Source organism: Actinoplanes sp. CA-142083 (genome assembly GCF_050942195.1).
In the GTDB taxonomy this organism is placed as follows: domain Bacteria; phylum Actinomycetota; class Actinomycetes; order Mycobacteriales; family Micromonosporaceae; genus Actinoplanes.
Genome location: NZ_CP192076.1, coordinates 4,510,548 through 4,533,271, shown reverse-complemented (window position 1 = coordinate 4,533,271; position 22,724 = coordinate 4,510,548). Strand labels below are relative to the sequence as shown.

Here is a 22,724-nt window from a genome sequence, read left to right as displayed (position 1 = left end):
GGGTGATATTTCTCAGCCACCTGTCAGCCGTTCGCATCTTCCCGAGCCGCCCGGCTTATGGCAGGTTCGAAGGGCCGGTAGCACGCTCGGGGGGTTCCTAGATGGCACGCAGGGCCGCGATGCTCACGATCGCGACGCTGGTGGCCGGTGTGCTGTCCGTGTCTTCCGCCCCCGCGCACGCCGCCATTCCGTTCGCGCCGTGCCAGCCCGGCGGGCCGTCCTCGGCCGACAACGCGCTCGCCTCCGATCTGCGGCCGTCGATGACCGGCGCGCGCATGGGCCGCGCGGTGACCGGCTACGGCATCTCCTGCGCCCGGGCGATCGTGGCCAACGTCCAGGCCCGCGGGCTCAACCAGCGCGCCGCCGAGATCGCGGTCACCACCGCCATCGCCGAGAGCACCCTGCACAACTACACCGCCGCCGTCGACCACGACAGCCTCGGGCTCTTCCAGCAGCGGCCGTCGAAAGGCTGGGGCCAGCCGGCCGAGCTCACCGACCCCCGCTACGCCACCCAGGCGTTCCTCAGCGCGATGATCCGCAAGCACACCGGCGACGGCTGGATGGGCGGCGACATCGGGCAGATCTGCCAGCGCGTCCAGGGGTCGGCCTACCCGGAGGCGTACGCGCCGGAGACGCGCGACGCCCAGCTCATCGTGGCGAGCCTGTGGCGGCAGACGGCAACGACGGCCGCCACGACCACGGCGGCGGCGCGCCGGCCCACCGGGCCGTTCCAGGCGGTCCTGATGGCCTCGGCCACCGGGTGGGGCACGACCGATGACCGGCACGACGTCAGCGTCGCCGACTGGAACGGCGACCGCCGCCCCGACCTCATCGTGGTCCAGCACTCGGCGACCGCGACCGGCCGCACCGAGATCTCGATCCTGGACGGGACGCCCAGCATCCCCGGCGCCGCCTCCAGCTTCCAGCGGCTGCTCCTGCGCACGGCCACGCCGCTGGGCCTGGCCGACGGCCGGCAGGCGTACACCACGGCGGACTGGAACGGCGACGGCCGCCTCGACCTCGTGGCGATCCAGAAGTCCGGCACCGCCAGCGGCCGCACCGAAGTCCGCATCCTCGACGGCGCGAGCAGTTTCCAGACCTTCCTGCTGCAGGCCGCCACCGCTCTCTGGCCCACCGACACCCGGCACGACATGTTCGTCGCCGACGTGAACGCCGACAAGGTGCCCGACCTGATCGTGGTCTACAAGTCCGACACGGCCAGCGGCAAGACCGAGGTCCAGATCCTGGACGGCGCGTCCGGCTTCCAGCGCGAGCTGCAGCACTCGGTGACCGCGCTCGGCGAGATCGACTCCCGGCACGAGGTGACGCTCGCGGATTTCAACGGCGACGGCCGCCTCGACCTGGTGGACGTGCAGAAGTCCGGCACGAAGAGCAAGAAGACCGAGATCCGGGTCCTCGACGGCGCGGCCGGCTTCGCCCGCGACCTGCGCAAGGCCACCGCCACCGGGCTCGGCCCGACCGACGGCCGGCGCGACTTCTCGGTCGCCGACTGGAACGGCGACGGCCGCCTCGACCTCGTCGTGATCCAGAAGTCCGGCACCGCGAGCGGCCGCACCGAGGCCCGGGTGCTGTCCGGGGCTTAGCTGTCCGGGGCCTAGCTGTCCCGGGGCCTAGCTTTCCGGCGTGAGATACCGCTCTCGGGGGAAATATGCCCTTCGAACGGTTGTCACGTTGCCGATCGCGACATTTCCTGGTGCGGTTGGTGATAAAGCGACGGTTCTCGAACCGGGGCATGGGCTAAAGATGATCCAGATCGCGACCAGCAGGAACCTCGATAGCGGCATCACCACGCTGACGCTCGACGGTGAGCTGACCGTCGCGGCCGTACCGCCGATCCGGAAAGCGGCGCGCAAAGCGGCCTACGAGTGCCCCACTGCCGTCCTCGTGGACCTGTCCGGCCTGAACGAGGCGGTCCCCTACCTGCTGAGCGTCTTCGCGACGGCCACCTCCGACGCCAAGCAGAGCTGGGGCGTGCCGATCATGCTGTGCGCCCCCGACGACGAGGTGCGGCGCGGCCTGGCCGCCTTCCGGACCCGCCTGGCCCTGTACGAGACCTGCTCGGAAGCCTCCCTGGCCGTCCACGCCGGCGTGCCGTTCTGGGTCCGCCGGCGCCTCACGCCGATGCCGGCCAACGCCAAGATCGCGCGCGACCTGGTCGGCACGGCCTGCACCTCCTGGGGCCTGGAGCACCTCTCCGACGGCGCCCGCCTGGTGGCATCGGAACTGGCGGCGAACGCCATCACGCACGCCGCCACCGAGTTCGACGTCACCGTCAGCTACACCGGCACCTACCTGCGGATCGGTGTGCAGGACGGCAGCCCCACCCCGCCGCGCGCGTCCGGGAAGGCGCCGGGGAACAGCGCCACCATGCCGACCGGCGGCCGCGGCTTGTACATCGTCGCCGAGGTCGCCACCCACAGCGGTCACGTCGGACTACCCGACGGCAAGATCGTCTGGGCCCTGCTGCGAGCCGCCCCGCCGGGCACGCCGCGCTAACCTCATCTGTGCGGATAGATCACGGATTGTCGCCCCGAGGTCACCGGCTGTTCGGCAACGTGGCACAGAAATACCCCGTCTCAGCGAATGTGGGCTCTGCTGATCTCCTTTACGCTCGGAACATCAACGGATTCGATTCGGCCACCACGGTGATCATCTCGATCTGGGTGATCATCGCTTTTCTGCTGCTACCGGCCGGTTCCTTCCGCTACTGGACGGTCGCTTTCGTCGCCGTCCTGCTCGTGGTCGGGGTCGGCGATCTCATCCCGGCCCGTGCCCTCCTCACCGCCCTCCTCGCGCTGCACGTCCTGTTCGTCGTGCCCGCCGCGGCCCGCAGCGGCCAGCGCCGCCACCTCACCATGGGCCTCGTCTCGGCGGCGCTGCTGGCCTGGCTGGTGATCGCGGGCGGCGTCCGCTACTGGCTGCCGGCACTGATCATCGCGGCCCTGGTGGTGCCGTTCGGGGTTCCGCTGCTGTGGCGCCGCCCCCGCCGGACGAGCTTCGAGGTGCGCTTCTGGCCTCGGGGGCGCACCGCCGGGGATCCGCGGGCGCCGTTGTCGGCTCAGCATCCCAAGGGGACGGCGCAGCCCGCCGGCGAGCCGGGCTACACCGCGCCGGATTCCGAGCTTCCGCCGGATCCGCCAGAACCCCGGCCGTCGGGACCGCCCGGGTCGCCGCCAGCCGGGTCGCCCGCGCCCGGCAACGGGCGCCGTCCACATCGGCCCGGCTTGCCCACGCAAGGCGGCAGTCGAAGGCCGCGACCGCCAGGCAGTCAGGGCAATCCGCCGGCGGGCGACGCGGGATCCGGGTCGCCCGCCACGGATGGCGACAGTCTGCCGCCCGGGTCGTCGCCTACGGATGACGACATCCAGCCGCCCTCACCGCCGTCGGCGCGAAACACCCGTTCCTTTCCTCCGGGTCAACGCCCCGACCGGCGCCCGGCCGCCCAGCCACGCCCGCCCCGGCGGCGGAAACCACCCCCGACGTCCTGACCGCGGCGCCACACGCGACGGGCAAAGCCGCGTCAGCCGGGCGACCGCGCCGCCGGGCAGCCTTCAGAGAGTGATCCAGTACCGGCGCACGCGGTCGTTGCCGGCGCCTCGCTCGTCCTCGAAGACGCCGCCTGCTTTCTCGATCGTGCGGGCCGAGGCGATGTTCGTGAGCCGGCAGGTGATCAGCACCCGGGCGAGCTCCAGCCGCCTTGCCTCCTCGAGTGTCAGCTTCAGCGCCCAGCCGGCGAGGCCCTTGCGCCGCTCCGAGGGGCGCACGCCGTAGCCGATGTGGCCGCCCACGTTGATCAGGAAGTGGTTGAGGCCGTGCCGTAGCGAGATCGCCCCGAGGATGCGGTCGCCCTCGACCATCCAGCGGTGGGTGCAGTGCACCCAGTCCTTGGCCGGCGGGACCGACACATCTTCCTCGGCCTGCAGGCGCCGCACCCACCTCGCAAATCCGGCGGGCGAGTCGAAGTCGTCCTGCGGGCGCATGCCGGCGCCGTCCTGGTGGACGCCGCGCCCCCACTCGTCGCGCGACTCCAGCCACGCGGCGTGCAAGCGGGCAGTGGGAGCGATCAACTCGGGCATCCCACAACCGTAGCGGTGATGTCGTGAGCGGGAACCACCCGAAATCGCGCCGTTCATGCTAGGTTGGCGTCGCAGTTTTGGTCTCCTTGGACGTCTCGACGCCTGATGGGTCTTCACCCGTCGGGTTTTTTTGTTCTTCTGGGGGCGATCAACACCGCGCCCGAGACTCCGCACGGTGCGGGGCCTCACGAATTTCGGCAGGAGAAGTCATGGCCACCGGTACGGTCAAATGGTTCAACGGGGACAAGGGATTCGGTTTCATCACCCAGGACGACGGCAGCGGTGACGTTTTCGCGCACTTCTCCGCCATCGCGACGTCCGGGTACCGGACCCTCGAGGAAAACCAGCGCGTCGAGTTCGACGTCGCGCAGGGCGCCAAGGGGCTCCAGGCGGAGAACATCCGCCCGCTCTGAGTAAAAACGGCCCGGCGACTCCCTCTCGAGGGCGCAGCCGGGCATGGGTGACGGCCGGGCAGTCCCTGGTTGCAGATCCGCGACATCCGCGTGATCTCCCGGGGGGACGCCCGGCCGTCTCCATTACACGGTCACTGGGCGGCGGCCAGCGTCAGTAGCCGCTGCACCTGAGCTTGTCGTCGCTGGGTGACTGTCGTGGCGAGGGCCTTCGCGGGTGGGTAGGCGCCGCCGGATTCCTCCATGCGCGACGTCTCGACGCAGTTGCCGAGATGACCCAGAAGCAGGCTCACCGCCGTACGATCGAAAATCTCGCCGGATGAAGCGGACCGCAACTCTTCGATGTCCGCCGCCCGCAGGGCATGCAATGCGCCGTGACCCGCGTGCGCTCCCGCGGAGGGATCGGCCGTCAGGGGCTGCTGCCAGCCGAGCAGCCAGCGCTGCATCGTGCCCGACTCTTCTTTCCATTGCGCGCGCAGCTCGGTCGCCGTGGCACGGATCCGCGCGTCGGCGGCTCGCTCGGCCGCCAGTCCCGCCACCTGGTCGCCCTCGCTGATCTGCTCGAGGGCCATCTGCAGAAACATCACGTCGGTGGCGTTGAAGGCAGGCGCTGGGATGGTCGCCGGCTGCTCCGCGGAGCAACCGGCGACCAGCGCCACGATCAGCGCGAGGCGGATCAGATGGCTTGCCACAGGGCGGGCACGTTGGGCGGCTCCCACCCGGCGATGGCGGTGTGCGCCTGCCGGCAGCGGTAGGAGATGCCGTTGTAGGTGACCACGGCGCCCACGGCGTACGACGTGCCGGCCTTCCACGTCCCGCTCGGCGCGGTGGTCGGCGGGTTGGTGGTCGGCGCGGTCGTCGGGCGGGTGGTGGGTGGCGTGGTCGGCGGCGTGGTGGGCGTGGTGCTACCGCCGCCGATGTTCACGTCCACACAGGAGTAGAAGGCGTTGATCGTGTCGGCGATGTTCCAGCGGGCGAGGATGGTCTGCCGGCCGCTGAAGTTGCCCATGCTGACGGTGTGCTGCTTGGTGGCGCCGGGCTGCGCGCCGCCGTCGTTGAAGGACGCGAGCAGCGTGTTGCCGATGAAGTACTCCCACGTGCTGGTCGAGTGCCGGGCGGTGAGGATCCAGTTGAAGGTGACGGTCCGGCCCACGCCGGCGACCGGCCACGCCTTGCTGTTGTCGTTGAGGACGGCGAACCGGGTGCCGCCGCCGTTGCACTGCATCGAGCCCTTGGGGGCCTCGACGCTCTGCGGCTCGTAGATGATGTCGCCGCAGTTGGCGACCGCGCCGCTGGCACAGTTGGCCTGGCGGCTGGGCGGGGACGAGATGTAGCCGTGTGCGGATGCGGGGGCGACGGCCACCAGGAGCGAGGCGGCGGTCACGGCGACGGTCAGCGCGGGAAGGAGGAATCTGCGTCTCATGAAGTACTCCGTCTCTTCATGGGGGATGCGGCCTCTTGCCTCGATGGGGGTCGATGCAAGCTGCTCGTGGGGCCAACATAAGTTAAAGAGTGTTAACAGTAAATAGACCTAACGAAGATTTTCGATACGTCTTTAATGAGCTGCCCGATCCGGGGTGGTCCGTTACGTTCGCCCGATGGAACCACTCACCGAGCAGCAGATCCGCGCGTCCTTCGCCAACTGCTCCAAGGGCGAAGCGAGCCGGATCAAGATGCCGGACCTCGCCGCCGTGCCGTGGCGTGACCTGGACTTCCTCGGCTGGACCGACCCCGGCGCCCCGCAGCGGGCGTTGATCGTGATCCCCGGCCCGACCGGGATCGTGCTGCGCCGGCCCGACTCCCGCCGCACCGGCGTGACGCGGTCGAGCATGTGCCGCGTTTGTCACACCGGCCACACCGCCGACGGCGTGACCCTCTTCGTGGCGCCGCTGGCCGGCGCGGCCGGGCGGCAGGGCAACACGGTCGGCGAGTACATCTGCACCGACCTGGCGTGCTCGCTCTACCTGCGCGGGAAGCGGCAGCCGCGCGGCCGACTCGTGCGGCAGGAGGAGACGCTCACCCTCGACGAGCGCGTCGACCGGGCGATGACCACCCTCAACGGCTTCGTGAAGCGGGTGGTCTCGGGCCGCTGATCCTCAGATACGGCGCCGGCCCGCCGATGGGTAACCTCATGCAGAACATCGGGGAGGTCCTCGACGCGCGCGCGGTGACATCCGTCTTCCAGCCCCTCGTCGACATCGCGTCCGGCGAGGTGCTCGGCTACGAAGCGCTCAGCCGCGGCCCGGCCGGCAGCCCGTGGGAGTCCCCGGCCGCCCTGTTCGCGGCGGCCCGGGCCGCCGGGCGGGCGAACGAGCTCGACTGGGTCTGCCGTGCCCAGGCGTACCGGAGCATCCTCGCCGCGAACGCCGACCCGGACCTGACCTGGTTCGTCAACATGGAGCCGGCCGCGTCGCGTGACGGCTGCCCGGACGACCTCGCGCCGCTGGCCGCCGCGGCCGCCGACCGGCTGCGGGTGGTCACCGAGATGACCGAGCGCGCCATCGCCGACGACCCGTCGGGGCTGCTCGCCGCGGCGGGCGCGTGCCGGTCGTCGGGCTGGGGCGTGGCCCTCGACGACGTCGGCGCCGATCCGATGTCACTGGCGCTCATGCCGTTCGTGCAGCCCGACGTGGTGAAGCTCGACATGGGGCTGCTGCACGCGCCGGGCGACCCGCACACCGCCCAGGTGGTCGCGGCCGTCGCCGCGCACGCCGAGGCGAGCGGCGCGGTGGTGCTGGCCGAGGGCATCGAGACGGCCGAGCACCTGGCCGTCGCGCGCGCCATGGGCGCGACCGTCGGGCAGGGCTGGCACTTCGGGCGTCCCGGTCCGCTGCCGGCCGGAGCACGGGCAGGCTCGCGGCTGCCGTTCCTGCCGCCGCCCCGGCGGGACGAGCGGACGCCCTACGAGATCATCGCGGGCCGTCGCCCGGTGCAACCGGCCACCAAGGCCCAGCTCATGCCGATGAGCCGGCATCTGGAGGCGTTCGCGGCGGACGGGCGCGAGCCGTGCGTGCTGCTCGCCTGCTTCCAGGAGGCCCGGCATTTCACCCCGTCCACGGGCCGCCGTTTCGCCCGGATCGCCCGGCGGGTGCCGCTGGTGGCGGCGCTCGGCGCCGGGCTGGACGCCGAGCCGGCCCCGGGCGTGCGCGGCGCCGGGCTCGGCGACAACGACGCGCTGCGTGGGGAGTGGAACGTGCTGGCGGTCGGGCCGCATCGAGCGGCCGCCCTGGTCGCGCGCGATCTCGGCGACGCCGGACCGGACCGGGAGCGGCGCTTCGAGTTCGCGCTGACCCACGATCGGGCGCTCGTCCTCGAGGCGGCCCGGGCGCTGCTGGGGTGGCTGGCGCCGGCCCGGCCGCCCGCGCTGGCCGGTCGGCGCTGACCGCCCCTCAGCCGGCGCTGATCGCGACCAGTTCCTCGGCGAGCGGCGAGGGCCTCCGGCCCAGCCAGACGGCGTGCAGCGGCCTGGTCAGGCCGAGGCCGCGCACCGTCAACTCGACCAGCTCCCCCGCAGCCACCGGCGCCGCCGTCGCCCGGCTGCTGACCACGCCGATGCCGCCGCCGGCCCGGGTGGTGGCGAGGATCGTCGTGGTGGAGCCGAGGCTGGTGGCGTGCGGTGCCTTCCGGGCGATCGCGTTCAGGAACGTGTCGCGGGTGCCCGATCCCGGCTCCCGCAGCAGGAGCGGCTGGTCGAGGATGTCGTCGACGGCGAGCAGCTGCCCGGCGCGCGCCGCCAGCGGATAGCCGGCCGACACCACCAGCGCCACCCGGTCGTCGCCCACCTTGCGCCGGCTCAGGTCGGCCGGGATGTCCGGGGACTCCACAAAACCCAGGTCCACCTCGCCCGCCCGCACCATCTCGCAGACGCCGGCGCTGTTGGAAACCCCGACGGAAATTTCCGTGCCCGGGTGCGTGCGGCGCACGGTGAGCAGCCAGGCCGGCAGCATGTACTCGGCGATCGTGAGGCTGGCGGCGACGCGCAGCCGGGCCTCCTGGTCGGCGCGCAACGTTCGCACGCCGTCGGCCAGGGTGTGCGCCGCCTCGACCACCTGTTGCGTCCAGACGGCCACCGCCTGCCCCGCCGGCGTCAGCAGGCTGCCGCGCCGGGAACGCACCAGCAGCGGCACGCCGAGCCGCCGTTCCAGGCGGGCGATGCGGGCGCTGGCGCTCGGCTGACTGATTCCGTGCGCCTGGGCGGCCCGCCCGACACTGCCGGTCTCGGCCACCGAGAGCAGCAGGTCAAGCGCCGGAAGGTCGCTGATCCAGGGCGGCAGGGGCATCGGGCGCAGTCTGTCACACGTACGTCTGAAGAAGCAGACTGGTCGCGCTCACCGCAACCCAAAGGATGAGGCCGAGCAGCAGCGGCCTCGCGCCGGCCCGGCGCAGCGCCGCGACGTCGGTCGAGAGACCGACGGCCGCGAGCGCGACCGCGATGCAGAACATGGCGAGCCGGTGCAGGCTCAAGGCGATTTCTTCCGGTACGGGCAACGCGGCCACCGCAACAAAAGCGAGCAGGAACCACGGTTTTCGCGCGCCTTGCTGCCCCCGGGACAGAAAGGCCACCACCGGGATGATCATCAGCGTGCGCACCAGCTTGACCACGACGGCGTGCTGTGCGGCGATCGGGCCGTAGCTGGCCGACGCCGCCACCACGGCGCTCGTGTCGTTGACGGCCGTCCCCGCGAACAGGCCGAACGCTTGCTGGCTCAACCCGAGCGCGTGCCCGAGCCAGGGAAAGAGCAGAACCGCCGCGATATTGAAGAAGAAGATCGTGGAGATCGCGTACGCGACATCGTTGCTCTTCGCCTTGATGGCCGGGGTCACCGCGGCGATCGCCGAGGCGCCGCAGATCCCCGTGCCGACGCCGACCAGGGTGCGCAGGTCGCGCGGGATGCCCAGCCAGCGGCCGGCCAGCCAGGCCAGCCCCAGGCAGACGGTGAGCGTCCCGAGCATGACCGGCAGCGAGCTGGCGCCGACCTGCACCACCTCACCCAGCGAAAGTTGCGCCCCGAGCAGCACTATCGACAGCCGCAGAACCGGCCCCTTGGCCCGGTCGAGCCACTCCCCTTCGTCGCGCTTCCGGGCCCACCCGCTGAAAAGCACGCCGCCGGCCACCGCGAAGATCGGCGCGCCGACGACAGGCAGGCTCTCGCCTGCGACCACGGCGGCGAGACCCAGGGCAAGCAGGAGGAACGGCACTCATCCAGGCTCTTGCTCGTTCCGTCGCGCCGGTAGCCATCACCTGCCTGCCGGGGTCATAGCCAACGCCTATGACCCGTTGGCCGGCCGGTCGGGGATGGTCACGTGCTGTGGGCGGCCAGCACCGAGATGCGTCGCCCCTCATTGCCTTCGGTTATCAGGTACGTCGCGGTGAGGCGGCTCACCTCGCTGTCGTCGGCGCGGCGGCGCGAGAAGGTCGCCCGGTAGAGCGCGGACGTCGCGTTCAGCACCGTCACCTCGGCGTCGAGCGTCGCGGTGTGGTCGTAGGACGCGTCGCGCATGCCGTCGATCTGCTGCTGGACCGCCCCGACGACCGCGTCGCCGGTGGTCAGCGCGAAGAAGCCGGCGTCCGTGGTGGCCAGCATCGGGACACCGTAGTAGGCGAGCATCGAAGCGGTCTCCCGCTCGCCGCGGCCGCACGCCTCGAAGGCCGCCAGGTATTCGCCGAACCACCGCTCGACATCGTCACCGTCCACAGTCGCCGACCCTACGCGCGCCCGCCCTGGATCGGGGGATGCGGCCGGTCTCGTAGGTCCACATGGCCAGTTCGACCCGGTTCCGGGCGTTGAGCTTGGCCATCAGGCTCGCCAAGTGGGTCTTCGTCGTGCTGAGAGTGATGCGCAGCTCGTCGGCGATCTCGGCGTTGGTGCGGCCGCGGGCCACCGCCAGCAAGACGTCCTCCTCGCGCGGGGTGAGCGGATCGATCGGCTGGGCCGCGACCCGTCCGGCGGGCATCGCGGCGAAGGACTCCAGCAACCGCACGGTGACGGTGGGGGCGATGAGGGCGGCCCCATCGGCGGCGGCGCGCACCGCCTGCACGAGGAGTTCCGGTCCGGCGTCCTTGAGCAGGAATCCGCGTGCGCCACAGCGGAGCGCGCGGTACACGTACTCGTCAAGGTCGAAGGTCGTGATGACGACGACCGCAAGCGGATCGGCGACGCCGGGGCCCGCCAGTTCCCGGGTTGCCTCGAGGCCGTCCATCGCGGGCATCCGGATGTCGAACAGGCAGACGTCGGGGCGCGGCTCGCGGGCGAGGCGGACGGCCGCAAGACCGTCGGACGCCTCGCCGATCACGTCGATGCCGGGGTCGGCCCGCAGCATGATCCGCAGGCCGGCGCGGATCACCGCCTGGTCGTCAGCGATCAGCACGCGTACGGGCACGGCTCGCGATCCCCTCGAGTGGTAGTTCCGCCTCGACCAGCCAGCCGCCGTCCTCGCCGGGGCCGGCTCGCAGGCTTCCGCCCAGCAGGGCCGCCCGTTCGCGGAGCCCGGTGAGGCCATATCCAGCCGGTCGAGCGTTAGTCGCCGCGCCGTCGTCCCGCACGGTCACCCGGATCGCGCCCGGCGCGGCGGCGACCCGGACCTCGACGCCGGTCGCCTCCACCGCGTGCCGGCTCGCGTTGGTCACCGACTCCTGGACGATCCGGTAGACGGCGGCATCCACCGCCGGCGGCAGCTCGCCGGCCGGGAGGTCGACTCGGAGGTCGATCGGCAGCCGCCCGCTCAGCCGTCCCAGGTCGGCGAGTCCGGGCAGCGGCGTGAGGTCGACCGCGGCGTCATCCTCGCGTAGGGCTTTCACCATCGCGCGCATCGCTTCCAGGGTGCGGACACCTTCCTCCTCGACGCCGGCCAGGGTCTCGACCGCACTCCCCGGATCGGCGCCGGCCAGCACCCGGCCGGCCTGGGCCCGCACGACGATGGCGGACACGTGATGGGCGACGGTGTCGTGCAGCTCGCGGGCGAAACTTTCCCGCTCGCGCGAGCGCATGCTTTCCAGCTCCCGGCGCCGCGTTGTCGCCCAGAGGCGCACGACCGCACCGAGCGCGCCCGGGACGGCGAGGAAGGAGAGGCTGCCGACGATGTCGCCGACCGGCTGCGACGCCACCGACAGCGCGAAAGAAGCCAGGATGACGGCCGTGCCGAGCATTACTTCGCGGCCGGAACCCCACCGGGTGAGGGCGTAGACCAGGACGAGGACGATCATGCCGCTGTAGAGGCCGAGCGACGAGCCGGCCAGGGTGAGCACGATCCCGCCGCCGAAGGCGATCGCGACCATCGCCAGCGGATGGGTGCGGCGCCACAGCGTCGTGAGGCACAGCGCGACGGTGACGAGCACGGATAGCGGCCGCCAGGTCACCTCCGCCCGGACCGAGGCCTCGATCGCGGTGGCGATCAGACCGGCGGCGAGGAGCAGCCAGTCGCGGCCGACGCGGGCCGGCGCATCCGGCGCCCGCGGCGAGAACCACAGCGCACGCAGCTCGTCTCGAAGCACAACCTCAGCCTAGGCAGCGCCGGAAGCCACGCATCGGCCGAAAGAACTACCTGTTTCCCGTGCTCGGGAAGGAGTGACCGGGCCGCCCGGAGACCGATGTCCCGGCGGGCCGCGGCCCTGATTGTCGGTGCCATGCCTGCTTCCACGTCACCCGCACGCCTCGTCGGCGTGCTTTTCATCCTCGCGTCGGTCACGGCGATCGTCGGAGGTGGCCTCGTGGCCACCGGGTCGGAAGTCACCGGCGCCTTGCTCGAGGTGGTCCTCGCCCTGAGCGTGGTGGCCATCGCAGCCCTGCTGCTGCCCATCCTTCGCCGGAGCAGCGAGGGCGGGGCCGTGCTGTACGCGGCAGTCCGGACCCTCGAAGCGACGCTGATTCTCATCGGGATCGTCGCCGCGCTGGTCGCGACGTCCGGGACCGACTCGCCGGAGTTGGCGCCGACCGTGCGGGAGTGGGCCTATCACCTCGGGACGGTGCTGGTGTTCGCCGTGAGTGCGGTCGTCCTCAACGCCCTGCTCCTGCGCGGCCGCCTGGCCCCACCTCGGCCGGCCCTGGCGCGTCTGGCGCCTCCGTGGCTGGCCTGGTGGGGCCTGGCCGGCGGCGTGCTGCTGGCGGCGCGGGGGGCGATCGAGCTGTACGGGCCGCTTCCGGCCGCGGCCCAGGCGGCCCTCGCCGCGCCGATCGGGATCCAGGAGATGGTCTTCGCCGTGTGGCTGATCGCGCGGCGGCCGTAAAAGAAGAGCGGCGCGGCCCAGTGCCGGGACCGCGCCGCTCTCACCGTCCGATCAGGCCGCGACAGGAGCCTGCTCGGTGGCCGCGGTGGAAGCCGAACCGCCGGACATGTGGCGCAGGTACGCCGGCAGCGTCAGGAACTCGGGGCAGGTGCGCTCGGTCAGCAGCACGGTCAGCAGCGTCCGGGCCTGGCCGAAGCGCCGCGCCGCGTCCTCGTCGAGGGCGCCGGTCTCGCTGAGCACGTCGACCTCCTCGCGCAGCATCCGGATGACCAGGGCGGCCGAGACCGGCACGCCGTAGTCGGTCGGGGTGCTCGCGTGGATCCACTGCCAGAGCTGCGCGCGGCAGATCTCGGCGGTGGCGGCGTCCTCCATCAGGCCGCCGAGCGCGACCGCGCCGCGCCCGCCCAGCCAGGCCGCGATGTAGCGCAGCGCGACGCTGACGTTGTTGCGCAACGCCACCTCGCTGACCTGCACGCCGACCGCCTTCGCTGCGCCATCCCGCGGCGGAAAACCCATGTCAACCCGAATGGAGAGCAGGTCGTCGCGGGTGACCTTGACGTCGTCGCGCTTGCGCACGATCTGGTGCGGCTCGTCGCCGAGCCACTGGTCGAACACGTCCCGGCAGGTCCCGACCAGGCCCGGGTGGGCCACCCAGGAGCCGTCGAAGCCGTCGCCGACCTCGCGCCGCTTGTCCTGGCGCACCTGGTTGAGCGCGCGCTTGGCGGCGACCGGGTCGCGGCTGGGCACCACGGCGGCCATACCGCCGATCGCGTGGGCGCCGCGCCGGTGGCAGGTGCGGACCAGCAGCTCCGTGTACGCCCGCATGAACGGCGCGGTCATGGTGACCTGCGAGCGCTCGGGCAGGACCACGTCCGGCCGGTTCTTGATCATGCTGAACAGGTAGTCCCAGCGGCCGGCGTTGAGTCCGGCGGAGTGCTCGCGCAGCTCGTACAGGATCTCGTCCATCTCGAAGGCCGCGCTGATCGTCTCGATCAGCACCGTGGCCCGGATCGTGCCGCGCTCGATGCCGAGCTGCTCCTGGGCGAAGACGAAGACCTCGTTCCAGAGGCGGGCCTCCAGGTGCGACTCCAGCTTGGGCAGGTAGAAGTACGGCCCGCTGCCGTGGTCGATCTGGCGCTGCGCGCAGTGGAACATGTAGAGCCCGAAGTCGAACAGCGTCGCCGACACCGCCCGGCCGCCGATCCGCAGGTGCGCCTCCGGCAGGTGCCAGCCGCGCGGCCGCACCATGATCGTCGGGGTCCACCCGTTGACCTTGTACTCCTTGCCGTCGGGCGCGGTGAAGTCGAGCGTGCCGTCCAGCGCGTCGCGCAGGTTGAGCTGGCCGAGGACCACGTTCTCCCAGGTGGGGGCCGTGGCGTCCTCGAAGTCGGCCATCCAGACCTTGGCGCCGGAGTTGAGCGCGTTGACGGTCATCTTGCGCTCCGGCGGCCCGGTGATCTCGACGCGGCGGTCGAGCAGGTCGTGCGCGGGCGGCGCCACCGACCAGGACGCGTCGTCGCGGATGGACGCGGTGGACGCCAGGAAGTCCAGCTCGTCGGTGCGGGTCGTCCGGCGGCGGCGACGGCGCTCCAGCAGCTGCACCCGCTGCGCGCCGAACTCGCGGTCCAGAGCCACGACGAACGCGACGGCCTCGGGGGTCAGGATCTCGGCGTAGCGGCCCTCGGTCGTACCCGTGATGGTGACCTCTTCGTTGCCCATCAGAACTGCTCCGTCTCCGTCGAGCCCTTGAGGGCGGTGGTCGAGCTGTCCGGGTTGAGCGCGGTCGAGACGGCGTCGAAGTAGCCGGTGCCGACCTCGGCCTGGTGCTTGGTCGCGGTGTAGCCGTCGGCCTCGGCCGCGAACTCGGCCTCCTGCAGCTTCACGTACGCGGTCATGCCGCTCTCGGCGTAGCCGCGGGCCAGCTCGAACATCGAGTGGTTGAGCGCGTGGAAGCCGGCCAGCGTCACGAACTGGAACTTGTAGCCCATCGCGCCGAGCTCCTTCTGGAACCGCGCGATGTCGGCGTCGTCCAGGTTCTTCTTCCAGTTGAACGAGGGCGAGCAGTTGTAGGCGAGCATCTTGCCGGGGTGCTCCTTGTGCACCGCCTCGGCGAATTCCCGCGCGAACTCGAGGTCCGGTTTTCCGGTCTCGACCCAGAGAAGATCGGCATAGTCCGCGTACGCCACACCGCGCGCGATCGCCGGGGCCGGCCCGCTCTTGACGCGGAAGAAACCCTCGGCCGTACGCTCGCCGGTGAGGAAGGGCCGGTCGCGCTCGTCGACATCGGTGGTGATCAGGTCGGCGGCCAGCGCGTCGGTGCGGGCGATGACCAGCGACGGGACGCCGAGGACGTCGGCAGCGAGTCTCGCCGCGTTCAGCGTCCGGATGTGCTGGGCGGTCGGGATGAGGACCTTCCCGCCGAGGTGGCCGCACTTCTTCTCGCTGGCGAGCTGGTCCTCCCAGTGCACGCCCGCGGCGCCGGCCACGATCATCGCTTTCATCAGCTCGAACGCGTTGAGCGGGCCACCGAAGCCGGCCTCCGCGTCGGCCACGATGGGGGCGAGCCAGTCGCGCTCGCGGCGCCCGGCGGCCGTGTCGATCTGGTCGGCCCGCATGAGGGCGTTGTTGATCCTGCGGACCACGGCCGGCACCGAGTTGGCCGGGTAGAGGGACTGGTCCGGGTACGTGTTCCCGGAGAGGTTGGCGTCGGCCGCGACCTGCCAGCCGGAGAGGTAGATGGCCTTGAGTCCGGCCCGCACCTGCTGGACCGCCTGGCCGCCGGTGAGCGCGCCCAGCGCGTTGATGTAGTCCTCGCTGTGCAGCAGCTCCCAGAGCCGCTGCGCGCCGCGCTCGGCGAGCGTGTGCCGCTCCTGGACGGTGCCGCGGAGCATGACCACGTCGTGCGCGGTGTAGGTGCGCTTGATGCCGAGCCACCGGGGATCGCCGGCCCACGCCCGAGTAAGTTCCGCCGCGGTGCTCCGCAACCCCTGAACATCGGTCAGCTGATCAGTCATCGCTAAATTTCCCTTCGCTGTCGCGTTGAATTTGACTCTGGCGCACGCTGCAAGGGGCCTGGGAGGCGTTTGTGACGAGAAGAAACGCGGAATTTCTGCTAACGTAAAAACCCGTGACGGCTTCACTTTCTGATGGCTCGGTGGACCTGGTGACCCTCGGGCAACGACTGCGCCACCAGCGCAAATCGAAGGGCATGACCCTCGAGCAGCTCAGCGAGGCGGTCGGCCGGGCGCCGTCGCAGCTGTCGCTCATCGAGAACGGCAAGCGCGAGCCGAAGCTGTCGGTGCTGCAGGCCATCGCGGCCGCGCTCGGCGTCCCCCTGCAGGACCTTCTGCGATCCGAGGCGCCCAGCAGGCGGGCCGGACTCGAGATCGAGCTCGCTCATTTCCAGCGCTCATCGGCGTACGCGTCAATGGGGTTGCCCTTGGTCCGCGGTGGCCGGAGGCTGCCGGCGGACGCGCTCGAATCGCTCGTGGGCCTGCATCGCGAGCTGTCGCGGGTGCTCGCCGAGCAGAGCGCGACGCCCGAGGTGGCCCGGAAGGCGAACGCGCAGCTGCGGGTCAACATGCGCGAGCGCGACAACTACTTCGCCGAGATCGAGGCGGCGGCCGCCCGCATCCTGCAGTCGGTGCGGTACACGACCGGCCCGCTGTCGCAGCGCGGCATCCTCGACATCGCGGCGTCACTGGGCTTCTCGCTGCACTACGTGAACGACCTGCCCGGCTCGACACGCTCGGTGACGGATCTCAAGAACAGGCGCATCTATCTGCCCCAGGTCGCCAGCGGCAAGGGCCACGACCCGCGCGCGGTCGTGCTGCAGACGCTCGGGCATTTCGTGCTCGGCCACAACGACCCGTCCGATTACGGCGACTTCCTGCGCCAGCGGGTCGAGGCCAACTATTTCGCCGCCGCGCTGCTCATGCCCGAGAAGTTCGCCGTCGAGTTCCTCCGCGACGCGAAAGCCGACCGCGCCCTCGCCATCGACGATTTCCGCGACGCGTTCGGCGTCTCCTACGAGACCGCCGCGCACCGCTTCACCAACCTGGCGACCCACCACTTCGGGATTCCGGTGCACTTCACCCGCGTCCACGAGAACGGCATCGTCTACAAGGCGTACGAGAACGACGGGGTGCGCTTCCCCTCGGACGTGACCGGCGCGATCGAGGGGCAGCCGATCTGCCGCAAGTGGGCGTCCCGCACCATCTTCCAGACCGAGGACCCGTACTCGTCGTTCTACCAGTTCACCGACACCTCGGCCGGCACCTACTGGTGCACCGTCCACATCGAATCGACGCGCTCGGGCGAGTTCTCGGTGACGGTCGGGACGCCTTACGAGCACGCGCGCTGGTTCCGGGGAGGCGACACGACACGGCGTACGGTGTCGCGCTGCCCCGACCCGGACTGCTGCCGCCGGCCGCCGGCCGACCTGGTGCAGCGCTGGTCGGGGAGCGCTTGGCCGAGCGCCCGCGTCCACTCCCACCTGCTGGCGGCGTTGCCTCCCGGCACCTTCCCGGGCGTCGACAACCAGGACGTCTACGAGTTCCTGCAGCGGCGCGCCTGATCAGGCGCGCCGGCGCTCAGTACTGCCGCGGCGCCTCGCCCGCGCCCACGGCCTTGGGGTTCGGGCCGTGCTGGTTGGCCGGGTGGCTGTCCTGCACGAAGAAGATGAGGAGAATGATCCAGCCGACGAACGGAACGAGGCCGATGAGCAGCCACCACCCGGAGCGGCTGGTGTCGTGCAGGCGTCTCGCCCCCACGGCGAGACTCGGAACGAGAATAGCGAGCTGAAGAATGCCCTGAATGGGGCCCGTGGTGCCGTACGCCCAGCCGCGGAAGCCGAAGATCGCATCGAGGATGCTGCCGACGATGCTGACGATCGCCGAGAACAGGAAGAAGAACCAGTATTCCGAACGGCGGGCACGGCCGTGGAACTCCGCGTACTTCCGCTGGAGGCAGATCCTGACGGCATCCTGGAACGACATGAGGACCTCCTGATCGCGCCGACGATTCGATTGCCGTCGATCGTAAGGCGTGCCAGGGCAGCCGGGAAGCGTGACTTCGGACCTGCTACCACGGCGATCGGCGCTGCGTGGCCACCTCCAGCAGGAAGCGGGACGCGGTCACCGGGTGGAGCTTGGCGCGGCGCAGGTCGGCGTCGAGGACGACGACTGGCCAGTGCTTCGGGTGTCTGGTGACGGCCAGCCAGCAGACGTGGCCGCCGTCGTCGAGGTCGGCCCAGCGCAGGGCGCCCTGCTCCTCGGGCCACATCGGGCCGGGCGGGCCGCCGCCGGCGGCGCGCTCCTTGGTCACGCGGCGTTTCAACTTGTGGTAGGTCTTGAGCAGATCGACCGGGCCGCCGGGGGCGGCGACCGTTACTGGGCCGACCTTGATCGCGCCGTACTGCTCGATCACGTGCTGGTAGTCCTCGGGGACCGGCCAGCCCAACTGGCCCTGCACCTGGGTGACCCACACGGTGTACCACCGCGGGACGGTGATCGGGGACGGGGTGACCAGGCCGCGCAGCTGCTCGGAGCAGTCGTCGGGCTCGATCGGCGCGGCGTCCGCCGCCCAGGACAGCGCGGCCGGCTCCTCCGACTCGGTGCCGTCGTTGCCCCAGAAGCGGGGCGGCTGGTAGGCCTCGGCGACATAGCTCAGCGGCTCGATGGGCGTCGGATAGGTCAGCACCGCGGTCAGGAACTCGGCGGTGGACATCTGATAGACCGTCTGCTCGGACGGGTTGGCGCTGTCGCACACGACGACGGGCCACTTGTCGGGGTCGTCACCGTCGGTCAGCCAGCCGATGGTGTAGTCGAAGCCGACCTCGGCCCACGGCATCACGTCGGCGGGAAGAACGTCGCGATCGTAGGACTGGTCGAGCGGATCCCAGAACGTCAGGAACGTCTGGAACGACCCGGGCCCCAGCGCCTCGGCCACTTCGCGGTACTCGGTCGGAAATCGCAGCCCGGCCGGCCAGTCGACCGGCGTCGGGGGCGCGTGGTAGCGCACCAGATCGAGGAGCGCCTGGGTGGCCGGGGAGTACGTCGTCATGCCGAATGCCTCATGCCGGAGAGGAAAGCACTCGGCTACGACATTTTCTGCCCCGGCCGGCCGTGGGTCAGCCCGCCTCCGGATGCTCCGTAACGTTCTGCAGGTAGAGGGCCTCGCCCAGCTTCTCGATCAGGGCGAGCTGGGTCTCCAGGTAGTCGACGTGGTGCTCCTCGTCGGCCAGGATGTCCTCGAAGATCCGGGCCGAGGTGACGTCACCGATCGAGCGCATGTACTCCAGCCCGCGACGGAGCCGGTCGACCGCCTCCATCTCGACCTTCATGTCGCACTCGAACTGCTCCTTGACCGACTCGCCGATCCGCAGCGGGAAAAGCCGCTGCAAGTTGGGCAGGCCCTCGAGGAAGAGGATGCGGTCGGTGAGCACCTCGGCGTGGCGCATCTCGTCGATCGACTCGGCCTTGGTGTGCTTCGCGAGCACGGTGTAACCCCAGTTCTCCTGCATCTTCGCGTGCAGGAAGTACTGGTTGATCGCGGTGAGCTCCGCGGTGAGCTGCTCGTTGAGGAACTCGATGACCCGAGCGTCGCCTTGCATGCCAAATACCCCCAGATTCGGACTAATCGGGGGTAAGCGTACGGTCCCGGACGGACTACGCCGCGTATGGCAGGTGCGTGTCGGGCGCCTCCTCCTCGATCAGCTCACAGATCCGGTCGAGGCAGCTCCCGCAGCCCGTGCCGGCCCCGCACGCGTCGCCGACCGACTCCTCGGTGCGCGCGCCGCAGCGGATCGCGGTGCGGACCTCGGTCTCGCGAACCATCTGACAGACGCAGACGTACATGGGCAACGGTCCTTCGTGCGGTAAGGCTTACCTTCCTAAGGCTGCCCTAAAATGCCCGTTCACGCAAACCCCGCATTGCCCGGACCGGTCACAAGATCATCGGATTCGGTCATCGGTGACCTAGCGGTTGCGGTGGGATGCTGAGGGTCATCCCCGAACCATCCCCGGGAGGTCACCGAAGATGCTGCCCCTGCGCACCGCCACGCTGTCCGACCTGAAGGACCTCGCCGTTCCGTCCTACGACCGGTCGCGGCTGACGACCGGGATCGTGCACTTCGGGGTGGGTGGCTTCCACCGCGCCCACGAGGCGATGTACCTGGACCGGCTGATGAGCGAGGGCAAGGCCCACGACTGGGCCATCTGCGGGGTGGGGGTGATGCCGGCCGACCAGCGCATGCGCGACGTGCTGCAGGCGCAGGACGGGCTCTACACGCTGGTGGTGAAGGCGCCCGACGGCGGGCTCGACGCGCGCGTCATCGGGTCGATCGTCGAGTACCTCTACGCGCCCGACGACCCCGAGGCCGTGATCGAGAAGATGGCCTCCCCGGAGGTCCGGATCGTCTCGCTGACCGTCACCGAGGGCGGGTACAACTTCAACGCCGTGACCGGCGAGTTCATGGCCGACAACCCCGACGTCCGGCACGACCTGCAGCCGGGCGTGCTGCCGAAGACCAGCTTCGGTCTGATCACCGCCGCCGTCGAGCGGCGCAAAGACCGCGGGCTACCGCCCTTCACCATCATGAGCTGCGACAACATCCAGGGAAACGGGGAGGCGGCTCGGCGGTCCTTCGTCGCGTACGCCCGATTGCGCGACCCGGGCCTGGCATCGTACGTCGCCGAGAACGTCCACTTCCCGAACAGCATGGTCGACCGGATCACGCCGGTGACCACCGACGACGACCGGGAGCAGGTGCGCAAGCGCTTCGGCGTGGACGACGGCTGGCCGGTGGTGTGCGAGCCGTTCACCCAATGGGCGCTCGAGGACAGCTTCGGCGCCGGGCGGCCGCCGTTCGAACAGGCCGGCGTGCAGGTGGTGCCGGACGTCGAGCCGTACGAGCTGATGAAGCTGCGCCTGCTCAACGCCTCGCATCAGGGGCTGTGCTACTTCGCCTGGCTCGCCGGGTACCGCCTGGTCCACGACGCGGCGCAGGATCCCCTGTTCGCGCGCTTCCTGCTGGCGTACATGGAAAAGGAAGCCACCCCGACGCTGGAGGAAGTCCCGGGGGTCGATCTCCGGGAATATCAGCATCAGCTGATCGACCGGTTCTCCAACGCACAGGTACGCGACACCGTCGCCCGCCTGTGCGCGGAAAGCTCCGACCGCATCCCGAAGTGGCTGCTGCCGGTGATCCGGCGCAATCTGGAGACCGGCGGTGACATCCTGCTGTCCACCGCGATCGTGGCGTCCTGGGCGCGGTACGACGAGGCCGTCGACGAGCATGGACAGCCGATCGAGGTCGTCGACCAGCTCCGGGACCGGCTGGTGGCCGCGGCGCAACGGCAGCGGTCGGAACCGCTCGCGTTCATCCAGGACCGGGAGGTCTTCGGGGATCTGGTCGACAACGAGCGCTTCGTCTCGGCGTACGCGTCGGTCCTGAAAAGCCTGCACCACAAGGGAGCGAAAGCGACCCTCGAAGATCTCGTGTCGGGTGATGTATAGCCGCAGGTTGTGCCGGGGTGTCAGCATGAGCCGGTGACCCTGCCGCTGCGTGTCAACGTCGCGCCGGAGCGGGCCGAGGCCTCCCCCGGCGACAACCTCCAGTTCGACGTCACCGTGCGCAACGCGAGCGACATCGTGGAGCACTACGGCGTCGAGATGCTCGGCCTGCCCGACGGGGCGACCGTGCGCGCCGAGCCCGAGGTCGCCAAGCTGCGCCCGACCGAGAGCGCGACCCTCACCGTGCGGGTGACCCTGCCGGTGCAGCCGCCGCCGCCCGCCGGTACCTATGTGGTGGGTGCGCTGGTCAGGTCGCCCTACCGGCACGATGTCTCGCGCTGCGTCGAGGTGCCGATCCAGCTGGCCAGCGTCGAGCAGATCACCCTGCGGACCACCCCCGAGGTGGTCAACGGCGGAAAGTCCGGCCAGTTCACGATCGAGGTCTCCAACGGCGGCAACGCGCCGGTGCGGCTCTACCTGAACGCCACCGACCCGGAGCGTCGGGTCAGCGCGGTCTTCCAGCCGGCCTATCTGGACCTACCGCCGGGTGCCGCGGCACGGGCATTGCTGGCAGTGTCCGCGCCGTTGCCGTGGAATCGGGAGAAGCAGCGGCAGCTGACCATCACGGCCAGCCCCGAGATGATGGGCGCCACGCCGGTGACCGGCACGGCGTCGTTCGTGCAGCAGCCCCGGTTCGCGTCGAAGTTCGCGAAGTTCGCGGGCATCGCGGCCGGGGTCGTCGTGCTGGCGGCCGCCATCGCGGTGCCGGCGCTGATCGCCCGGGGGAACGACAAGCCCTCCCCCACGGCTGCCACCCAGGCGGCGCCCACAGTTCCGGTGGCGCCGACCGCGGCCCAGCAACAGCAGCCCAGCGCGGCGGCGCCGGCGGCCACGTCGGCCGCTCCCTCGGCGGCGCCGGCGGCCACGACCTCGGCGGCCGCCGCGACGTCGGCGGCACCGCAACAGACGTCGGCCGCGCCGAACAACGGCGGCGGAGCGCGCGAGGTCGACCTGACTTCGCCGCAGGACGGCGTCGTGGCGTCGGACGCGTTCCGCAACCAGGGCTTCCTGGTCAGCGCCGACCCGGGGACCATCGCGCCGCCGGGCTGCGAGAACGCCCGCAGCGCGGCGGTGGTGACGGATCAGGCCAGCAACCGGCGGTTCCTGACGTCCAGCTCGCCGGACGATCCGGCCAAGTGCCACGAGGTGCCGCTGCTGCTGGACTTCCTGCCGGGCGGCCAGGCCGGGGCGGTGCAGGTCATCCCGGCGGTGCCCAACTCGCTGGAGATGGAGGCCACGTTCGTCGACCTGACCCGCCAGCCGGCGCCGGGGCTGGTCGTGACGGCCGAGCTGGCGAAGGCACACGGCGGGGTCGACTACGTGACGATCAAGCCGGCCCAGGCGGGGACGCCGGTGGCGGTGACGAAGATGCGCTTCGCGCCGCTCGGCTGACCGTCTCCTGGGCGGCATAGGCTGCGG

General features: G+C 70.8%; 24 protein-coding genes. 10 read left to right on the top strand and 14 right to left on the bottom strand.

The annotated features are described in order from the left end of the window. The first annotated feature begins 101 nt into the window (after positions 1-101). The 3 genes from ACQPZX_RS20785 (at position 102) to ACQPZX_RS20775 (ending at position 3,509) form a co-directional block, all read left to right on the top strand. Positions 102-1,604 carry an FG-GAP repeat domain-containing protein gene (locus ACQPZX_RS20785; protein ID WP_433383233.1) on the top strand — a complete coding sequence of 501 codons (1,503 nt, stop codon included), beginning with the start codon at positions 102-104 and terminating at the stop codon, positions 1,602-1,604. 160 nt (positions 1,605-1,764) lie between these two features. Beyond that, positions 1,765-2,517 carry an ATP-binding protein gene (locus ACQPZX_RS20780; RefSeq protein ID WP_433383231.1) on the top strand — a complete coding sequence of 251 codons (753 nt, stop codon included), beginning with the start codon at positions 1,765-1,767 and terminating at the stop codon, positions 2,515-2,517. A 149-nt stretch (positions 2,518-2,666) separates the two neighbouring features. Beyond that, the gene (locus ACQPZX_RS20775) at positions 2,667-3,509 is read left to right on the top strand and encodes a hypothetical protein (RefSeq protein ID WP_433383229.1); all 843 of its coding nucleotides are present in this window, start codon (positions 2,667-2,669) and stop codon (positions 3,507-3,509) included. Positions 3,510-3,572: 63 nt separating this feature from the next. On the opposite strand, the gene ACQPZX_RS20770 is transcribed toward ACQPZX_RS20775, so the two are convergent. Continuing rightward, on the bottom strand, positions 3,573-4,097 hold the full coding sequence (locus ACQPZX_RS20770) for a GNAT family N-acetyltransferase (protein WP_433383227.1): 525 nt from the start codon (positions 4,095-4,097) through the stop codon (positions 3,573-3,575). 209 nt (positions 4,098-4,306) lie between these two features. Here ACQPZX_RS20770 and ACQPZX_RS20765 point away from each other — a divergent pair, with 209 nt between their 5' ends. Further along, entirely contained in the window at positions 4,307-4,510 is a 204-nt protein-coding gene (locus ACQPZX_RS20765) for a cold-shock protein (RefSeq protein WP_378972498.1), read from the top strand. A 131-nt stretch (positions 4,511-4,641) separates the two neighbouring features. Here ACQPZX_RS20765 and ACQPZX_RS20760 read toward each other — a convergent pair whose 3' ends face one another. Both ACQPZX_RS20760 and ACQPZX_RS20755 read right to left on the bottom strand, forming a co-directional pair. Continuing rightward, positions 4,642-5,199: a DUF305 domain-containing protein gene (locus tag ACQPZX_RS20760; protein WP_433383225.1), complete on the bottom strand. Its 558-nt coding sequence runs from the start codon at positions 5,197-5,199 to the stop codon at positions 4,642-4,644. After that, positions 5,184-5,930 carry a lytic polysaccharide monooxygenase gene (locus ACQPZX_RS20755; protein WP_433383223.1) on the bottom strand — a complete coding sequence of 249 codons (747 nt, stop codon included), beginning with the start codon at positions 5,928-5,930 and terminating at the stop codon, positions 5,184-5,186. Before ACQPZX_RS20755 ends, ACQPZX_RS20760 begins: the two co-directional genes overlap by 16 nt. A 175-nt stretch (positions 5,931-6,105) precedes the next feature. On the opposite strand from ACQPZX_RS20755, the gene ACQPZX_RS20750 reads away from it, so the two are divergent. Continuing rightward, entirely contained in the window at positions 6,106-6,600 is a 495-nt protein-coding gene (locus ACQPZX_RS20750) for an FBP domain-containing protein (protein WP_433383221.1), read from the top strand. 38 nt (positions 6,601-6,638) lie between these two features. Continuing rightward, a complete protein-coding gene (locus tag ACQPZX_RS20745; protein ID WP_433383219.1) occupies positions 6,639-7,889 on the top strand; it encodes a sensor domain-containing phosphodiesterase in 1,251 nt (416 codons plus the stop codon). A 7-nt stretch (positions 7,890-7,896) separates the two neighbouring features. Here ACQPZX_RS20745 and ACQPZX_RS20740 read toward each other — a convergent pair whose 3' ends face one another. The 5 genes from ACQPZX_RS20740 to ACQPZX_RS20720 all read right to left on the bottom strand — a co-directional run bounded on the left by ACQPZX_RS20740 (position 7,897) and on the right by ACQPZX_RS20720 (position 11,999). Next, complete coding sequence (locus tag ACQPZX_RS20740) at positions 7,897-8,787, bottom strand: LysR substrate-binding domain-containing protein (protein ID WP_433383217.1); 891 nt, start codon at positions 8,785-8,787, stop codon at positions 7,897-7,899. 13 nt (positions 8,788-8,800) lie between these two features. Beyond that, on the bottom strand, positions 8,801-9,706 hold the full coding sequence (locus ACQPZX_RS20735) for a YeiH family protein (protein WP_433383215.1): 906 nt from the start codon (positions 9,704-9,706) through the stop codon (positions 8,801-8,803). A 101-nt stretch (positions 9,707-9,807) separates the two neighbouring features. Beyond that, positions 9,808-10,203, bottom strand: a complete 396-nt coding sequence (locus ACQPZX_RS20730; RefSeq protein ID WP_433383213.1) for a DUF6841 family protein — start codon at positions 10,201-10,203, stop codon at positions 9,808-9,810. Next, a complete protein-coding gene (locus tag ACQPZX_RS20725) occupies positions 10,193-10,888 on the bottom strand; it encodes a response regulator (protein WP_433383211.1) in 696 nt (231 codons plus the stop codon). The genes ACQPZX_RS20730 and ACQPZX_RS20725 overlap by 11 nt, the downstream gene beginning before the upstream one ends. Continuing rightward, positions 10,863-11,999: a sensor histidine kinase gene (locus ACQPZX_RS20720; RefSeq protein ID WP_433383209.1), complete on the bottom strand. Its 1,137-nt coding sequence runs from the start codon at positions 11,997-11,999 to the stop codon at positions 10,863-10,865. Before ACQPZX_RS20720 ends, ACQPZX_RS20725 begins: the two co-directional genes overlap by 26 nt. A 132-nt stretch (positions 12,000-12,131) precedes the next feature. On the opposite strand from ACQPZX_RS20720, the gene ACQPZX_RS20715 reads away from it, so the two are divergent. Further along, entirely contained in the window at positions 12,132-12,731 is a 600-nt protein-coding gene (locus ACQPZX_RS20715) for a DUF4386 domain-containing protein (RefSeq protein WP_433383207.1), read from the top strand. Between the two features lie 51 nt (positions 12,732-12,782). On the opposite strand, the gene aceB is transcribed toward ACQPZX_RS20715, so the two are convergent. After that, positions 12,783-14,450, bottom strand: coding sequence for a malate synthase A (gene aceB / locus ACQPZX_RS20710; RefSeq protein ID WP_433383205.1), 1,668 nt, complete (start codon positions 14,448-14,450; stop codon positions 12,783-12,785). Then, the gene (aceA, locus tag ACQPZX_RS20705; protein WP_433383203.1) at positions 14,450-15,745 is read right to left on the bottom strand and encodes an isocitrate lyase; all 1,296 of its coding nucleotides are present in this window, start codon (positions 15,743-15,745) and stop codon (positions 14,450-14,452) included. The genes aceB and aceA overlap by 1 nt, the downstream gene beginning before the upstream one ends. A gap of 140 nt (positions 15,746-15,885) precedes the next feature. Here aceA and ACQPZX_RS20700 point away from each other — a divergent pair, with 140 nt between their 5' ends. Continuing rightward, a complete protein-coding gene (locus ACQPZX_RS20700) occupies positions 15,886-17,307 on the top strand; it encodes a helix-turn-helix domain-containing protein (RefSeq protein ID WP_433383201.1) in 1,422 nt (473 codons plus the stop codon). 16 nt (positions 17,308-17,323) lie between these two features. Here ACQPZX_RS20700 and ACQPZX_RS20695 read toward each other — a convergent pair whose 3' ends face one another. From ACQPZX_RS20695 to ACQPZX_RS20680, 4 genes are all read right to left on the bottom strand, one after another. Further along, the gene (locus ACQPZX_RS20695) at positions 17,324-17,728 is read right to left on the bottom strand and encodes a DUF805 domain-containing protein (protein WP_433383199.1); all 405 of its coding nucleotides are present in this window, start codon (positions 17,726-17,728) and stop codon (positions 17,324-17,326) included. Between the two features lie 85 nt (positions 17,729-17,813). Continuing rightward, a complete protein-coding gene (locus ACQPZX_RS20690) occupies positions 17,814-18,794 on the bottom strand; it encodes a hypothetical protein (protein ID WP_433383197.1) in 981 nt (326 codons plus the stop codon). A 67-nt stretch (positions 18,795-18,861) separates the two neighbouring features. Then, complete coding sequence (bfr, locus tag ACQPZX_RS20685; protein WP_433383195.1) at positions 18,862-19,344, bottom strand: bacterioferritin; 483 nt, start codon at positions 19,342-19,344, stop codon at positions 18,862-18,864. A gap of 55 nt (positions 19,345-19,399) precedes the next feature. After that, positions 19,400-19,567 (bottom strand): (2Fe-2S)-binding protein, encoded by a 168-nt coding sequence (locus ACQPZX_RS20680; protein ID WP_433383193.1) that lies wholly within the window; start codon positions 19,565-19,567, stop codon positions 19,400-19,402. A 202-nt stretch (positions 19,568-19,769) separates the two neighbouring features. Here ACQPZX_RS20680 and ACQPZX_RS20675 point away from each other — a divergent pair, with 202 nt between their 5' ends. Both ACQPZX_RS20675 and ACQPZX_RS20670 read left to right on the top strand, forming a co-directional pair. Next, a complete protein-coding gene (locus ACQPZX_RS20675; protein WP_433383191.1) occupies positions 19,770-21,248 on the top strand; it encodes a mannitol dehydrogenase family protein in 1,479 nt (492 codons plus the stop codon). 33 nt (positions 21,249-21,281) lie between these two features. Next, positions 21,282-22,697, top strand: coding sequence for a COG1470 family protein (locus ACQPZX_RS20670; RefSeq protein ID WP_433383189.1), 1,416 nt, complete (start codon positions 21,282-21,284; stop codon positions 22,695-22,697). Positions 22,698-22,724: the final 27 nt, after the last annotated feature.